15 protein-coding genes and 1 pseudogene are annotated in these 14,999 nt (G+C 62.3%); 8 read left to right on the top strand and 8 right to left on the bottom strand.

Going from position 1 to position 14,999, the window contains the following annotated elements:
- Positions 1-9 precede the first annotated feature (9 nt).
- From AC3YMN_RS01040 to AC3YMN_RS01015, 6 genes are read right to left on the bottom strand one after another with little or no spacing between them, the layout of a single operon-like run.
- The gene (locus AC3YMN_RS01040; RefSeq protein WP_489888599.1) at positions 10-576 is read right to left on the bottom strand and encodes an HAD family hydrolase; all 567 of its coding nucleotides are present in this window, start codon (positions 574-576) and stop codon (positions 10-12) included.
- Complete coding sequence (locus tag AC3YMN_RS01035; RefSeq protein WP_489888598.1) at positions 573-2,486, bottom strand: lysylphosphatidylglycerol synthase domain-containing protein; 1,914 nt, start codon at positions 2,484-2,486, stop codon at positions 573-575. Before AC3YMN_RS01035 ends, AC3YMN_RS01040 begins: the two co-directional genes overlap by 4 nt.
- On the bottom strand, positions 2,486-3,238 hold the full coding sequence (locus AC3YMN_RS01030) for an NTP transferase domain-containing protein (RefSeq protein ID WP_489888597.1): 753 nt from the start codon (positions 3,236-3,238) through the stop codon (positions 2,486-2,488). The genes AC3YMN_RS01035 and AC3YMN_RS01030 overlap by 1 nt, the downstream gene beginning before the upstream one ends.
- 39 nt (positions 3,239-3,277) lie before the next feature.
- A complete protein-coding gene (locus AC3YMN_RS01025; RefSeq protein WP_489888596.1) occupies positions 3,278-4,288 on the bottom strand; it encodes an NAD-dependent epimerase/dehydratase family protein in 1,011 nt (336 codons plus the stop codon).
- Complete coding sequence (locus tag AC3YMN_RS01020; protein ID WP_489888595.1) at positions 4,285-5,145, bottom strand: glycosyltransferase family 2 protein; 861 nt, start codon at positions 5,143-5,145, stop codon at positions 4,285-4,287. The genes AC3YMN_RS01025 and AC3YMN_RS01020 overlap by 4 nt, the downstream gene beginning before the upstream one ends.
- A gap of 58 nt (positions 5,146-5,203) precedes the next feature.
- On the bottom strand, positions 5,204-5,656 hold the full coding sequence (locus AC3YMN_RS01015; RefSeq protein WP_489888594.1) for a GtrA family protein: 453 nt from the start codon (positions 5,654-5,656) through the stop codon (positions 5,204-5,206).
- 228 nt (positions 5,657-5,884) lie between these two features.
- On the opposite strand from AC3YMN_RS01015, the gene AC3YMN_RS01010 reads away from it, so the two are divergent.
- The gene (locus AC3YMN_RS01010; RefSeq protein ID WP_489888593.1) at positions 5,885-6,865 is read left to right on the top strand and encodes an MraY family glycosyltransferase; all 981 of its coding nucleotides are present in this window, start codon (positions 5,885-5,887) and stop codon (positions 6,863-6,865) included.
- A gap of 4 nt (positions 6,866-6,869) precedes the next feature.
- On the opposite strand, the gene AC3YMN_RS01005 is transcribed toward AC3YMN_RS01010, so the two are convergent.
- Both AC3YMN_RS01005 and AC3YMN_RS01000 read right to left on the bottom strand, forming a co-directional pair.
- Complete coding sequence (locus tag AC3YMN_RS01005; RefSeq protein ID WP_489888592.1) at positions 6,870-7,049, bottom strand: hypothetical protein; 180 nt, start codon at positions 7,047-7,049, stop codon at positions 6,870-6,872.
- A 122-nt stretch (positions 7,050-7,171) separates the two neighbouring features.
- Positions 7,172-7,388 (bottom strand): annotated as a pseudogene (locus AC3YMN_RS01000) (hypothetical protein); the annotation flags it as partial.
- Between the two features lie 159 nt (positions 7,389-7,547).
- Here AC3YMN_RS01000 and rfbA point away from each other — a divergent pair.
- The 7 genes from rfbA (at position 7,548) to cysN (ending at position 14,941) form a co-directional block, all read left to right on the top strand.
- On the top strand, positions 7,548-8,420 hold the full coding sequence (gene rfbA / locus AC3YMN_RS00995) for a glucose-1-phosphate thymidylyltransferase RfbA (RefSeq protein WP_489888591.1): 873 nt from the start codon (positions 7,548-7,550) through the stop codon (positions 8,418-8,420).
- Positions 8,421-8,431: 11 nt separating this feature from the next.
- On the top strand, positions 8,432-8,983 hold the full coding sequence (gene rfbC / locus AC3YMN_RS00990; RefSeq protein ID WP_489888590.1) for a dTDP-4-dehydrorhamnose 3,5-epimerase: 552 nt from the start codon (positions 8,432-8,434) through the stop codon (positions 8,981-8,983).
- A 29-nt stretch (positions 8,984-9,012) separates the two neighbouring features.
- Positions 9,013-10,071 (top strand): dTDP-glucose 4,6-dehydratase, encoded by a 1,059-nt coding sequence (gene rfbB, locus AC3YMN_RS00985; protein ID WP_489888589.1) that lies wholly within the window; start codon positions 9,013-9,015, stop codon positions 10,069-10,071.
- A 3-nt stretch (positions 10,072-10,074) separates the two neighbouring features.
- A complete protein-coding gene (gene rfbD / locus AC3YMN_RS00980; RefSeq protein ID WP_489888588.1) occupies positions 10,075-10,956 on the top strand; it encodes a dTDP-4-dehydrorhamnose reductase in 882 nt (293 codons plus the stop codon).
- A gap of 325 nt (positions 10,957-11,281) precedes the next feature.
- A complete protein-coding gene (gene cysQ, locus AC3YMN_RS00975; RefSeq protein ID WP_489888587.1) occupies positions 11,282-12,106 on the top strand; it encodes a 3'(2'),5'-bisphosphate nucleotidase CysQ in 825 nt (274 codons plus the stop codon).
- 85 nt (positions 12,107-12,191) lie between these two features.
- A complete protein-coding gene (cysD, locus tag AC3YMN_RS00970) occupies positions 12,192-13,043 on the top strand; it encodes a sulfate adenylyltransferase subunit CysD (RefSeq protein ID WP_489889181.1) in 852 nt (283 codons plus the stop codon).
- Entirely contained in the window at positions 13,043-14,941 is a 1,899-nt protein-coding gene (cysN, locus tag AC3YMN_RS00965) for a sulfate adenylyltransferase subunit CysN (protein WP_489888586.1), read from the top strand. Before cysD ends, cysN begins: the two co-directional genes overlap by 1 nt.
- The last annotated feature ends 58 nt before the right edge of the window (positions 14,942-14,999 follow it).

Genomic DNA, 14,999 nt, shown 5'->3' with positions numbered 1-14,999 from the left:
TGCGATCGATCACTCCAGCACCACCCGTATGGCCTGCGCCCCAAATGCCTTGGCGCTGGCCATGCCAATATCGGAGTCCTCAAAGATCAGGCACTCCTCGGGCAGGACCCCAAGGCGTTCGGCGGCAAGTTGATAGGCTTGCGGGTCAGGCTTGTGGCGCTGCACGTCGCTGCCCGTGACAATGGTATCGAACAGATCAACGAGGCCATGATGAGCCAGAATTGCGCCAGCGTTAGCGGCGGAGGCTGTGGTCACCAACGCCGTGCGGCAGAGTGCGCGATTGAGTTGTAACAGCCGCACGAGCGGGGTGTTGATGGCTACCATGCCCATCATACCTGCATAAAGCTGTGCCTTGCGCGCTGCGATCACCGCCGGATCGGAGCCTACGCCCGCTTCCTCCAGCATGACCGGAAGAAACTGGCGCCAGTTACGGCCAAAGCTGAGTGCGTGAAAGCGCTCCTGTTCAACTACAACGCCATGCTCGGCCAACGCAGCGGCATAGGCGGCGTGATTAGCCGCAGCGGTATCGGCGAGCGTGCCGTCGAGATCCACCAGAATGGCGCGGATTGGCGTCACAGCGCCATCTCACGGTAGCGACGCAGCAGCAGGCAGGTGCAGGCGAAAAAGGTCAGCCCCTTGGCCGCGTCCTGGCGGATCTTGTAGGGGGTCAACCGCAGATAATGCATCAATTCATGAAAATACACTTCGCGCAGCCGCTCCGGCCCACCCGCCCGCTCGAGGATGGCCTCGTAATGGCTGTGGAGCGCACTATAAGCATGCGACTTAGTCTGACCCAGGCTGATGCTGGCTCCGTTCACCGTGCACAGCACGCCCCGATTGAGGGTCTCATAGCCCAGGTGCAGCGACTGCATCAGCTTGGCCCAGTCGATCAACGGAGAGTCAAAGACGTTTTCCGGATTAGGATCGATAATGAACCAGCCTTCCGGGCGGTCGGGCGAAACAATTATGTTCTCGATCGTAAGATCACCATGAATGGTGCTGGTGCGCCGGTCGGTAACCTGTTGGGCCAGCCATCCGGGATCGAGCAGGCACTCCCACTCCCCCAGATCGTAAGGTGTGCCGTTGATCTCAAACCGCTCACCGGGGAGCATAGTGCGGACAAAATCCAGGATTTTGCGCGCGTTCTCGCTTCCCTTCTGCTCAAGATAGGCGGCAATCAGCTTGGGATCAGCATCAGGCCCGCTGTTGAGTTCATGAAAGGCTGCAACCCGAGCCGTGACTTGCTCGAGCAAGGCCTTGCTATTCGCGAGGGGGGTGGTGTGAATGGCGTCGTAAAGATCTGCCGTGGGCACGACCAAGGGCATGTCGTAGCGGTAAAAGCTTTCCCCATCGCGTTCACCAACCACATCCACCAATGAGAACTGGTCGTGCCGATGCGCTTTGAGCCAGTCGGCCTGCACCTTAAGCTTACGACCCGGCGCTCCCAACGCGAACTTGCGGATAAGTAAGCGATCATCCACCTCGACCAGGGCGGTGATGGCGTCGGAGCCGCCATTGAACAGCTTGTGCACCAGCCCGTCTTCCACCGCGCGCAGACCAAAGCCGGTGACCACGTGATCATCGCCGCTGAACAGGGAGGCCAAGAAGTATTCGTATTCCGCTTCCCGCTTGAAGCGGTTGCGGCTTTGCGGCGGCGAGCGGTCAGCGGGTGTGCCACCATAAAAGCGTAGCGCCAGGACCAGACGGCGGATCACCGACCCCTGCCGCACCATGCCGTAGCCCAGAATGCCGAGCAGCGGCAGCACGGTAAACAGGAACATGGCCAGTTCGCGCCGATCGAGGCTGCCGTTCAAAAGATAATCGGCCAGCGAACGTAGCGGGGTTCCAAACACCGCATAAAGCGTACTGCCAATGTTTTCTCCGGCCACCGCGCCAAAAACGAGATAGGCGGCCCCATAAAGAATCCACATGCCAAGGGTTGCCAGCAGGAAGCGCGGCTTGAGCAGCGTCCCGGCGGCAATCAACTCACTAAAGCTCCACACGAAATCCACAAGGGCGAAGCGCACGCGATCGTTGAAGGCGGAGGCAACCCACCAGACGAGGCGACGCACATCGCGCGAAGCCCGCAACAGAAACGCAAAGGCCACCGCCAGCGAGCCGAAAGCCAGCATGCTGAACGCGACGGTGACGATCGGAACGCTCGGCTGCATTCCGGCGAGCCCGAGCACCGCAGCCACGATGCCAACTGCGAACAAATCGCTGACCCGCTCGGCCAGCACGGTGCCGCCGATATAGCCCAGCCGCACCTGCTCGCGCAGGCTGACATAATATGCTCGCAGCAATTCCCCGAGGCGAAACGGAATAAGTGCATTGACGGCGTAGCCGAGCCCCAACCCAACCAACAGGTTGAAACGCTTGACGTGATCGCGTGGAAACAACAGTCCCCAGCGCAGTGCGCGGGCAAAATGCCCCAACAGCAGCAAAACGCTGGCTGCAACCAGCAAAAGCGCATCAACCCCGCTCATCAAGACAATGATCGCCAGGCCATGTGGCGACGCAGCACCGCAATATCCACCCCCTCGAGTTCCTCGGGCGTGCCAAAACTGAGGTGCAGATCAAGATCAGTCTTGGTGATGCTGTCCCCGCTCTGCAGAATTGTGTTCATCAAGCCGCTGATAAAGAGCTCATCATAAGGGCAGGATGCGCGATAAGCTTCCATCGCGCCACTTGCCGTCTGCGGGCTCCCAAACAAATAGCACCCGGCGATCGCAAAGGGACTAACCACCTGCTTTTCCACCGTGTCGGCGACAAAGCCTTCGTCATCCATTCGCGCATAGGAATAGGCCGGACTATCGGAGCGGAAGCACACTAACCCGGCCGCAGCGTTGCTGCTCAAAGCTGCTACCGCGTCAGGCAGGCCCGAGCACAGGAAAGCGTGATCGCAATCATTGACGGCGAGGGGTCCAGTACCTGCAAGTTCTTCAATTCCCACCATCGCAGTTTCAGCGGCGCCCGCCGTAACCTCGGGGAGCCGCACTAGCCTGGCGTCAGGATAGAAAGCTGCGATCCGCTGATCGATGGCGAAATCACGACAATGCTCTTCGAGCACAACGAACACCATCTCGCCCACCGGCGCGGCGCGGCGCACGCTCTCGGTGGCCCACCAGAAAAATGGCATGCCATCAAGATCGATCAACGGCTTGGGCTGCAACTGCCCCGCCCGCGAAAACCGCGAACCCCGCCCCGCCATCGGCATCACGAGCGACAATGGGGTCACGCGATCACTCCGTCCAGTTCGTGGATAAGAGTTGCTGCATCAGGAAAGCGAGGCAACGGAATAATCATAAAAGCGCCGCAGCCCCGCCTCCAACGTGGTGCCAACCTCAAAGCCGAACGTCTCCCGTGTCTTGGAAGGATCGCCGATCGAACGCTTGTAAACCTCGGCGCGGATCCGCTCGCGGTTGAGGGGATAGGTGCCCTCGAATAGGCTCGGGAACTTGTCCCAAAAGGCGGAAGGATCCCGATATTCCGGCGTGACGGGCTTGCCCGAGATGCTGGCATAGAGCTCAACGATCTGCGGCACCGAATAACCGACGCCCGAACAGACATTGAACACGTCGCCCGCAAAACGCTGCGGCGAGTTCATCATGCTAGAAAGGCACGCCACCACATCCCCGACATAAACATAATCGCGCTCCACCGGCGTGTTGTTGAACAACACCGGCTGACGCCCATAGAACACTTCGCGCGCCAGATAGGAGATGAATGGCGGCATGGTGCGGTGAATGTCCTGATGCTCGCCAAAGATATTGAAGAACCGGGCAACAATCACATCCATGCCATAAGTGGCCGCCATCCCTGCGCAGACCCGCTCAGCTGCCAGCTTGGTGGAGGCATATACGAGGTCCGGCGCTGCGTCGTCGGCTTCGGCAAAAGGCAGTGTCTTGGTGTTCTCGTACACAGCTGAGGTCGAGGAAAACACAAAGCGCCGCACGCCGGCCCGGCGGCTGAGCTCAAGCATGTTGGCGACGGCTGTAACATTGTTGTCGTACGCCGCAGCTGGATCGATCTGGCATTTGGGCAGCGACGAGGTTCCGGCGAAATGGAACACCACATCAACGCCTTCGAGCACTCCAGCGACCTCGGACGAACGGGCATCGAACTGTACGAATCGCCCAAAGCTACGCCCCTCGACCTTCAGGTTGTCCTCATGCCCATCGGACATATTGTCGAGCAGGATCACCTCGTGCCCTTCCTGGCTCAGATGATAGCCCAACTGCGAGCCAACAAAGCCGGCGCCGCCGGTAATCAAAATACGCTGGCTCACGAGTGGAACTCCAGAAGATGCCGGTTGCTGGCCAGTTCGTCCGATAGGTAAGCATCGCGCGGGATGGCTCGGAAATCCTTAGTCAGCAGCTTTTTCCGTTCAAACAGATAAAGAAAGAGATAGCTCAGCAGTCGGCGCGACTGGCTGACCAGCTTGGCATTGGATACCTGGTCCTCCTCACGCCAGCTGATGGGGTGGAAGGCCACCTTCTGCCCAGCGGCATAAGTTGCCAGCAGCATGCAGTTGTTGAAGGTGAGATCGTCGGGCATCTTGATGTGAATGCCCGCATCGATCAGCGCCCGGCTGTAATAGTTGAGCCCCGAGCCCATATCCGACACCCGCTTGCCGACGCACAGCGAGTAGATCGTGTTGAACACATGGTTGCCGAACAATCGGAACGCCGAATAGCCGGTGATGCGCGAGCCCTTTTCAAAGCGGGCGCCCAGAATGCAGCTGGCGCCGGTGCGCTCGATCTGGGCATGAAGATCGGAAAAGTCGGCGATCTGGCCTTGGTCATCCCCGTGCAGGATAACCACGCCATCATAGTTCTTCTCAACACAGCGCGCAAAGGCGACCTTGTGGGTACCACCCAGGTTGTAATTGTCTCGGTTGCGCAGCACCGCCATGGGCAGTGCTCGAACTTCGCCGATCTCAGCCAATGCCACCTCAGCGGTATCGTCCTTGGAGCGGTTGTCGATCACCACTACTTCGGCAAACAACGGGGCGGCAGCGGCGTTGAACTGCCGGAGCACCCGGCCGATCTGATTGCGGCAATTATACGCAGGAATGGCGACAAGGATGCGGCGCTGGCTTGCCGTCCCTGTTGCTCGAGGCGCTTGGTCAAGAAGGTTGGCCACGGGTCTCTCCATTGCTCGCTCTGCACGGGCGCAGAATCGGGATGTTGCAGTCCATGCGTCATCCGCGCTGCAAAATGAAGCGGGCGACAAAGAAATTTGTCGCCAGCAGAAAGGGGGTGATCGCGCATTTGGCCACAAAGGCCAGCAGGGGCACACCCAAAGCGAGGTTCTGGTTCTCGGCCAAGCGCACCAGCAGCCCCGTCACCGCTTCGGCTGCCGCCGCACCGGCCAGGATCATGGCAATCGAATAAACCAGGTAAACCACCAGCTTGCTCGACAGTCCGCCGCCCTTATGGACGAACACAAAGCGGCTCGACACCAGGAACGAAAAACTCGCCCCGCACAAGCCGCCGGCCAGACCGGCCCAGAAGATGCGCGCGCCCGCAATGGCGAGCAGCGTATAAACGCCGGTATCCAGCAGCCAACCCAGGCCGGAAACGGCGACGAACCGCATCAGCTTTGAGCCCGGTGCCACAGCAGTGGTAACAGCCGGAGAAGTGGAGATTGCCATGATACGCCTTGGGCACCGACTGAAAGCTGCAGGGGCGTGCAGTTTCGTTGGCTCCAGATAACGGGCGGTGTAGTATTCAGCAAGCCAAACCTCGTTCTTGAACAAAATAAGGCAGGATTTGAGCCCGCCTGCCGGATCGGCTAAGCCCAGCAAACACCGCACCAACAGAAACCAGACCTTGCACCCGATTCTTGCCACGCTCCTTGTTCTCGCCACTAGCATCGCCGCTTGGCTGGGCACCCAAATAGTGGAACGCCATGCCAGCCGGCTGGCCTGGTGCAGGCGCCCAATGGCCGCTCCTCTCACACCCGGCCAACGCCACGCGGCGGTGGGATAGCGATTGCCCTCGCCGCCCTCTCTGCAACCCTGTTGCTGGGTTTTGGGGGCTCGCCGCTGCTGTTGCCGTTCGCAGCGCTGGGTGCTGGCGCCGCGGCGCTGGGGTTTGCCGATGATCTGCATGATCTTTCGCCCGCGCTGCGTTTTGCCGTGCAGATCGGCCTTTTTGCGCTGCTCTGCTGGATCGTTTCACCCCTGCCTGCGCTGCCGCTCTGGAGCGGGTGGAGCCTTGCTGGCCCAACACTCGCCGTGTTGGTTGTGCTGGTCGGCGTTTGGTGGCTGAACCTGTTCAACTTCATCGATGGCATTGACGGCATTGCCGCCAGCCAGGCCATCCTCGTGCTGCTGGGCGCCATCGGGATCTGGTGGTTGACCCGCCCCGACGCCCCTCAATCTGACATGCTCTGGCTCGGCGTCGCCGTCGGCGCCGCCGCTGCCGGCTTCCTCCTGCGCAACTGGCCGCCGGCGCGCATCTTCATGGGTGATGCAGGCTCCAACGGGCTGGCGTTCCTGGTGTTCGGCTTTGCCCTGCTGACCTTGGGCAGCGGCGTCCCGACCTATTCCAGCTGGCTCATCCTGCCCGCAGCAACCGTCAGCGACCCAACCGTTACCCTGCTGCCGCGGCTGTTGCGCGGGGAGCGTCCCTGGCAGGCGCATCGCCGCAACGCTTGTCAGCAATTGGCCCGCCTCTGGGGCCACCGCACGACCACGCTGCTGTTTGCCGGACTTACAACTTTGTGGGCCATTCCCCTGGCCGGGGCTGCCGCGGTCCTGCTGGCCTGGCAATGGATGCTGGTGCTGCTGGCTTATGCTCCGCTCATCGGCCTGGTGCTGGCTGGCGGGGGTGCCGCGCCGACGAAATCCCTTCCCTAACCGTCTAGGCCAGCACCGGCACCGGCGCCATTTCAGTTATCAGCCCGAACCGCTCGACCCCGGCGCCCCGCTCATCCTGCCGCTTGATGGCGGCTTCCAGCGCCAACAGCGCTTCGGGCAGCTCTCGGATTGATCGCCGACCCGATAGCCCGCAGGTTCTTGGGGTGCCGCGTCGCTTGGGCACTACTGGCGTCGTAGAACAAGTCCTCGAACATCTTTTCGCCCGGCCGGTTATGGCCTCTGGTGCAGCGGCTTATACCCGATCGAAAAATTGGAGCCGCATCTTATTGTAGTGGCGAGCGGGGCTTAGTAGTTTCCCCGGGCAGCCTCTGCCGGCACCATCTTATCCAGCGTTAGGTCCGAGATGTGGGCTATAGTATCCATGCTTGGGCGCTGGCCACGGATTTTTCCCGATCCTTTGCCAAGGGCTGGCAGCGTCCGAGCCAGGCATGCGGTCGACCATCCAGCGGCGCGGCAAGAGTTCGAAGCCCCTGGCCACATCGGAACGTTTGACGATCTGCAGTTCCCGTCGGCGATCCACGCCAACGCCCCGCCTCCTAAAGGAACAATTGTGTGGGGGTAATATGCGGCGGCATCCTCGTAGCCGGTCTGCTTGCCTTGACCATCCAACCCCTGCGCCGTATCAGCTTTGTGGAAGGCGGGGACCGCCGAGGAGAAGGCGATGAAGGGCATTATTCTGGCTGGCGGCAGCGGCACGCGGCTTTATCCGGTGACCCAGGCCGTTTCCAAGCAGCTGATGCCAGTCTACGACAAGCCGATGATCTATTATCCGCTGGCCACCCTGATGCTGGCGGGAATCCGCGAGATCCTCCTCATCACCACGCCCGATGACCAGGTCAGCTTCCAGCGCCTCCTCGGCGATGGCGCGCAATGGGGCCTCTCTCTGCACTATGCCGTCCAGCCGCAGCCCAATGGCCTGGCCGAAGCCTTTGTGATTGGCGCCCAGTTCCTGGCCGGCGGCCCTTCGGCCCTCGTGTTGGGCGACAACGTGTTCTACGGCCACGGCCTGCCCGAATTGCTGCGCTCCGCCGTGTCGCGGCCAACTGGCGCTACCGTCTTTGCCTATCATGTGGCCGATCCCGAGCGTTACGGTGTGGTGGAATTCGATGGCGCCATGCAGGCCCTTTCCATCGAGGAAAAGCCGCGCCTGCCCAAATCCAACTGGGCCGTGACCGGGCTCTACTTCTACGACAGCCAGGTGGTCGACATTGCCGCCAATCTCCAGCCCTCGCCCCGGGGCGAGCTCGAGATCACCGATGTCAACCGCGCCTATCTCGAGCGCGGCCAGCTCGCCGTCGAGCTGATGGGCCGCGGCTATGCCTGGCTCGATACCGGCACCCCCGATAGCCTCCTCGATGCCTCCCAATTCGTCGGCACGCTGGAAAAGCGCCAGGGCGTCAAGATTTCCTGCCCTGAGGAAGTGGCCTTTCGCATGGGCTATATCGATCGCTGCGGCCTTGAACGGCGCGCCCAAGCGCTGGGGAAAAGCGACTACGGCCGCTACCTGTTCAAGATCCTGGCCGAAGACAGCTGAGGCCGCATCCCATGCAGATCCAGAGCCTCGCCATCCCAGACGTCAAGATCATCACGCCCGTGCGCCATGCCGATGAGCGCGGCTTCTTCTCGGAAGTTTATAACAGGGCCGCGCTCCTCGCCCACGGCATCGATATCCCGTTTGTGCAGGACAACCAGTCCCTCTCAGTCCCCCAGGGCACGGTGCGGGGCCTGCATTTCCAGACCGCCCCCTTTGCCCAGGCCAAGCTCGTCCGGGTGCTGCGCGGCGCCATCATCGATGTGGCGGTGGATCTGCGGCGTGCCTCCCCCACTTTCGGCCAGCATGTGAGCGCTGTTCTCACCGCTGCCGAGGGCAACCAGATCCTTGTGCCCATCGGCTTTGCCCATGGCTTTGCCACGCTCGAGCCCGATACCGAAATCCTCTACAAGGTCAGCGCGCCCTATTCGCGCGAGCATGACAAGGGCTTGTTGTGGAACGATGCGGCGCTGGGCATCGCCTGGCCCGTCGCGCCCGAGGCGGCGGTGCTGTCGGCCAAGGATCGGGCGCAACCGACCCTGACGCAAATCGGCAATCCGTTCTAGGGCGCCGCGGGCGCGAAGGAGGCAAGACCATGCGGGTTCTGGTAACGGGAGGAGCGGGCTTTATCGGCTCGGCCGTGGTGCGCCATCTGGTGCTCGATCGCGGATATGAGGTGCTCAATGTCGACAAGCTCACCTATGCCGGCAATCTGAGCTCCCTCCGCGCCGTCGAGGACCACCCCGGCTATCGCCTGTTGCGCGCCGATATTGCCGACCACGCCGCCATGGCTGACGCCTTCACGAGCTTTGCGCCCAACCGCGTCATGCACCTGGCCGCCGAAACCCATGTCGATCGCTCCATCACCGGGGCCGCCGATTTCATGCACACCAATGTCATGGGCACCTTTGCGCTGCTCGAAGCGGCGCGGGCATACTGGTCAGGCCTTGAGGGCGAAGACAGAGAAAAATTCCGCTTCCTCCATGTCTCGACCGACGAGGTTTATGGCTCGCTCGGACCCGAGGGCCTGTTCAGCGAAACCACGCCCTATGATCCCTCCTCCCCATATTCGGCGTCGAAAGCTGCTTCCGATCATCTGGCCCATGCCTGGCATAGCACCTATGGCTTGCCAGTCGTCGTTTCCAACTGCTCCAACAATTACGGCCCCTTCCACTTCCCCGAAAAACTCATTCCCCTGACCATCCTCAAGGCGCTGCGCGGCGAGCCCCTGCCGGTCTATGGCAAGGGCGAGAATGTGCGCGACTGGCTTTACGTGGAGGACCATGCCCGCGCCCTCGATCTCATTGCCGAGCGCGGCCGGCCGGGCCAGACCTATAATGTCGGCGGGCGCAATGAGCGGCGCAATATCGATGTCGTCACGCGCATCTGCGCGGTGCTCGACACGCTGCGCCCCGAAACCGCACCCCATGCCGAGTTGATTCAGTTCGTCGTGGATCGCCCCGGCCACGACCAGCGCTATGCCATTGATGCCAGCAAGCTCGAAACCGAACTGGGTTGGCGGGCAGAGGAGACCTTCGACAGCGGGATAGAAAAAACCGTGCGCTGGTATCTCGACAACAGCTGGTGGTGGCAGCCCCTCGGAAACCGCTATGCCGGCCAACGCCTGGGCGTCATCGCCGGCGGCAAGGCCTGAGCCATGCGCCTCCTTGTCACCGGAAGCAAAGGCCAGCTGGTCACGGCCCTGCTCGAGCGCGGCGCCGCCGCCGGGGTCGAGATTATCCCCGTCGGGCGTCCTCAGCTCGACCTCGCCGACCCCACCACCATCGCGCCCGCGATCGCCGCGGCAAAACCCGATGCCATCATCTCGGCCGCGGCCTATACCGCGGTTGACAAGGCGCAAAGCGAGCGCGAGCTGGCCTTTGCCGTTAATGCCACCGGTGCCGGGGCGGTCGCCGCGGCCGCCGCGCAGCTGGACGTCCCCGTGATCCACATCTCCACCGACTACGTCTTCAACGGCGCCTCGCCCCGTCCCTATCGCGAAACTGACGCCACGGCGCCGCTCGGCATTTATGGTGCTTCCAAGCTGGCCGGCGAACACGCCGTGGCCGCCGCGACCCCAAATCACGCCATCTTGCGCACGGCCTGGGTTTATTCCCCTTTTGGCGCCAATTTCCTCAAGACCATGCTCCGGCTCGCCGCCGAGCGCCCCGAAATCAATGTTGTCGCCGACCAGTTGGGCAATCCTACCGCCGCGCTCGATCTGGCTGATGCCATTCTCCGGGTCGCGGGCAATCTCGTCGCCAGCCCTGATGAGGCACTGCGCGGGATTTTTCATTGCGCCGGCACGGGCGATGCCAGCTGGGCCGATTTCGCGACTGAAATCATGGCCATCTCGGAAGGCCTGGGCGGCCCCGCCGCCACCATCCACCCGATCCCAACCAGCGCCTATCCGACCCCGGCGCCCCGTCCCGCCAATTCGCGTCTCGATTGCAGCAAGCTGCGCGCGACGCACGGCGTTGTCATGCCCCCCTGGCAGCAATCCACCCAGCACACCGTTGAGCGGCTCCTTCGTGCCTGAACCATTCCTGCTCATCCCGCCATTGTTGCAGCGCGGCGCCACCGCGACCCCAATCCGCGCTCCGCACCAAATGGGGACAAGTTTCTACAGCTGGCGCCGGGGAGAGGCACAACCGGCCTCGGCCGCGCACCCATTGTTCAGGCCCAGTGCGCCGCTCGCCCGGTCGCCGAAATTCCATGCCGCGCCGGAGTGGCAAACCAGGGCTTGGCGCTGCTCCGTCAACTTGACAGCCCCGCGGGGCAGGTCTTGATGCGGTCACGAACCTGCCTTGCGACCACCAGCTGCCGCCCCACTCCTGCCCCCTTGAGGGATCAACGATTGCGCCATGACTAAACCCAGCCTTGATGCCCTGCTCGATCTTGCCCTGGCCGCCGGGCGCGAGATCATGGCCGTTTATGGCGACGGCCCGATTGCGGTTGCCGGCAAGCCCGATGGCACGCCCGTCACCGAAGCGGACAAGCGCGCCGAAGCCGTGATCCTTGCCGGGCTCAAGCGTCTGGCGCCTTCCATTCCCGTAGTCGCGGAGGAAGAAGCCTCTGCCGGTCGCATCCCACCCACGGGCGAAAAGTTCTTTCTGGTCGATCCGCTGGATGGCACCAGGGAGTTCATCGCCCGAAATGGCGAGTTCACCGTCAATATCGCCCTGATCGAACGGGGCATACCCGTCCTGGGCGTGGTGTTCGCACCGGCGCTCGGGCTCATTTACGGCGGCGCCCATGCCGAGGCGATCGCCGGAACGGTGGTTGATTTCACCATCGCCGAGCGCCACCCCATCCGGGTGCGCCCGGCCAGTGGTCCCGCCATTGCCGTGGCCAGTCGCTCGCATGCGACACCCGAAACCGACCGATGGCTGGCCGGCCATGATGTGGCCTCCTATGTCACCCGCGGCTCCTCGCTCAAATTCTGCATGCTGGCCGCCGGCGAAGCCGACATCTATCCGCGCTTCGGGCGCACCATGGAATGGGACACTGCAGCGGGTGACGCCGTGCTGCGCGCCGCGGGCGGCATCGTCACCCGCCCCGATGGCAGCCCTTTTTTGTACAACAAGCGCAATCAGGCCGATGACGTCGATTTCGCCAATTGCCCTTTCATCGCCTTTGGCGATCCCAAACTTGTTGCCCGATCGGCCCTGGCCCCTTTGGGTCAGTGATCGGCGCCACCCGCCCCGGAGCTTTTACGTGTCCGACCCCAAAGTGACCCATCTCAAGCGGCTCGAAGACGAGTCCATCCACATCATGCGCGAGGTGGCGGCCGAGTTCGCCAACCCGGTGATGCTGTATTCGATCGGCAAGGACTCCTCGGTCATGCTGCATCTGGCGCAGAAGGCCTTCTTTCCTTCCCCGCCCCCATTTCCTCTGCTCCATGTCGATACGACCTGGAAGTTCCGCGAAATGATCCGCTTCCGCGACGAAGCGGCCGCCCGCGCCGGCATGAAGCTTATCGTCCACACCAATCAGGATGGCCTCGCCCAGGGGATTACCCCGTTCACTCACGGCTCCTCGCAATATACCGGGGTGATGAAGACTGACGCGCTCAAGCAGGCACTGACGCTGCACAAATTCGACGCGGCCTTTGGCGGCGCCCGCCGCGACGAAGAGAAAAGCCGCGCCAAGGAGCGCATCTTTTCCTTCCGCACCGAAAACCACGGCTGGGATCCCAAGAACCAGCGCCCCGAGCTCTGGAACCTCTTCAATGCCCAGATCAAGCCTGGTGAATCGATCCGGGTGTTCCCGCTCTCGAACTGGACCGAGCTCGACATCTGGCAATACATCCTCAAGGAAGCCATCCCCATCGTGCCGCTTTATTTCGCGGCCGAGCGCCCGGTGGTGGAGCGGGGCGGCCAATGGATCATGGTCGATGACGAGCGCCTGCCGCTCGGCGCCGGCGAACAGCCCCAGCTCAAGCGCGTCCGCTTCCGCACCCTTGGCTGCTACCCCCTGACCGCCGCCATGGAATCCGACGCCACCACCCTCCCCGAAATCGTCGAGGAAATGCTGGTCGCGCGCACCTCGGAGCGCTCCGGCCGGCTGATCGACCATGACGAATCCGGCTCGATGGAAAAAAAGAAGCGCGAGGGCTATTTCTGATGAACGAGCTTGCAGCCCCCGGCAGCGATTTCGCGCAATACCTCACCCGCCACGAGGAAAAGGACCTGCTGCGCTTTTTGACCTGCGGCAGCGTTGATGACGGCAAGTCGACCCTGATCGGCCGCCTGCTCTTTGACACCAAGCTCCTGATGGAAGACCAGCTTGCCACTCTCGAGCGCGACTCGCGCAAGCATGGCACCGTCGGCGAGGACATAGACTTCGCCCTCCTCGTCGATGGGCTCGAAGCCGAGCGCGAACAAGGCATCACCATCGATGTGGCCTACCGGTTCTTTGCCACCGACAAGCGCAAGTTCATTGTCGCCGACACCCCCGGCCACGAGCAATATACCCGCAACATGGCAACGGGCGCGTCCACCGCCGATCTGGCCGTGATCCTGATCGATGCGCGCAAGGGCGTTCTCACCCAAACCCGCCGCCATTCCTTCATCGCGTCTCTGCTCGGCATCCGCAACATCGTCCTGGCCGTCAACAAGATCGATCTGGTCGATTACTCACAGGACGTCTTCAACCGCATCGTCGCCGACTATCAGAGCTTCGCGGCCGGGCTCAACTTCGCCTCCATTGTCCCGATCCCGCTCTCCGCCCGCTTTGGCGACAATGTCCTGACGCGCAGCGCCAATCTTGGCTGGTACACCGGCCCTACACTGGTGGAGCATCTGGAAAGTGTACCGGTGAGTACGGCCGCCGCAGACGCGCCCTTCCGCATGCCGGTGCAGTGGGTCAATCGGCCCAATCTCAACTTCCGCGGTTTTGCCGGCACGATCTGTTCAGGTACCGTTCATCAAAATGGCGAGATTGTGGTTTGTGGCAGTGGTCGCACCTCCCGCATCCGCTCGATCGTCACTGCCAATGGCGAGTTGCCCAGTGCCTCTGCGGGCTCCGCCGTCACCCTGACCCTTGAAGACGAGGTCGATATCTCCCGCGGCGACGTGCTGGCAGATGCCACCCAACGCCCTGAAATCTCTGATCAATTTGCCGCCCACGTCATCTGGATGAGTGACGAGCAACTCAATCCCGGCCGCTCCTACTGGATCAAAATCGGCACCAAGACGGTTGCCGCCAGCTTCACCGAAATCAAGCACAAGATAGGCGTCAACAATTTCAGCAAGTTAGCCGCCAAAACCCTTGAGCTCAATGAAGTCGGCCTCGTCAATCTCTCGACTCAGGAGCCCATCGCCTTCGAGCCCTACGCCCTCAACAAAACCATGGGCGGCTTCATCGTCATCGACCGGCTATCCAACCTGACGGTCGGCGCGGGGATGATCGAATTCGGCCTGCGCCGCGCCACCAATATCCATTGGCAAGCCCTTGATGTGTCGAAGGAACTTCGCGCTTCCGCCAAGGGCCAAAAGCCGGTGGTGCTGTGGTTCACCGGCCTCTCCGGTGCTGGCAAATCCACCATCGCCAACCTCGTCGAAAAGCGCCTCGCCTCCCTGGGCAAGCACACCTACCTGCTCGACGGCGACAATGTCCGCCACGGCCTCAACCGCGATCTCGGCTTCACCGAAGCCGACCGGGTGGAAAACATCCGCCGCGTCGCCGAAACCGCCAAACTCATGGTCGACGCCGGCCTCGTCGTCCTCGCCTCCTTCATCTCCCCCTTCCGCGCCGAGCGCAACATGGCCCGCGAGGCGCTCGAGCCGGGCGAGTTCATCGAAATCTTTGTCGACACCCCGCTGGAAGTGGCAGAAAAGCGTGACCCCAAAGGCCTTTACGGCCGCGCCCGCGCCGGCCTGATCAAGAACTTCACCGGCATCGACAGCCCCTATGAGGCGCCGGAGAACCCCGAACTGGTGCTCGCCGGCGGCACGCGCGACCCCAGCGACCTCGCCGAAGAAGTCGTCGCCCATCTGCAAGCCAGAGGCTATCTGGACTGACCGAACAAAGGGGGCGGGCCACTCGGAGCCGCCCCCCTTCGTATTCCAGCTAAGTCCT

It is taken from the genome of Devosia sp. Z11_6 (assembly GCF_058133665.1).
The sequence above is the reverse complement of the archived record's forward strand: the minus strand, read 5'-3'. Positions and strand labels throughout refer to the sequence as shown.

What these genes read in the sequence shown, in the direction of transcription:
- AC3YMN_RS01035 (WP_489888598.1), bottom strand. Translation starts at nt 2,486, where the DNA reads ATGAGCGGGGTTGATGCGCTTTTGCTGGTTGCAGCCAGCGTTTTGCTG.
- AC3YMN_RS01015 (WP_489888594.1), bottom strand. Translation starts at nt 5,656, where the DNA reads ATGGCAATCTCCACTTCTCCGGCTGTTACCACTGCTGTGGCACCGGGC.
- rfbA (WP_489888591.1), top strand. Translation starts at nt 7,548, where the DNA reads ATGAAGGGCATTATTCTGGCTGGCGGCAGCGGCACGCGGCTTTATCCG.
- rfbC (WP_489888590.1), top strand. Translation starts at nt 8,432, where the DNA reads ATGCAGATCCAGAGCCTCGCCATCCCAGACGTCAAGATCATCACGCCC.
- rfbB (WP_489888589.1), top strand. Translation starts at nt 9,013, where the DNA reads ATGCGGGTTCTGGTAACGGGAGGAGCGGGCTTTATCGGCTCGGCCGTG.
- rfbD (WP_489888588.1), top strand. Translation starts at nt 10,075, where the DNA reads ATGCGCCTCCTTGTCACCGGAAGCAAAGGCCAGCTGGTCACGGCCCTG.
- cysQ (WP_489888587.1), top strand. Translation starts at nt 11,282, where the DNA reads ATGACTAAACCCAGCCTTGATGCCCTGCTCGATCTTGCCCTGGCCGCC.
- cysD (WP_489889181.1), top strand. Translation starts at nt 12,192, where the DNA reads ATGCGCGAGGTGGCGGCCGAGTTCGCCAACCCGGTGATGCTGTATTCG.
- cysN (WP_489888586.1), top strand. Translation starts at nt 13,043, where the DNA reads ATGAACGAGCTTGCAGCCCCCGGCAGCGATTTCGCGCAATACCTCACC.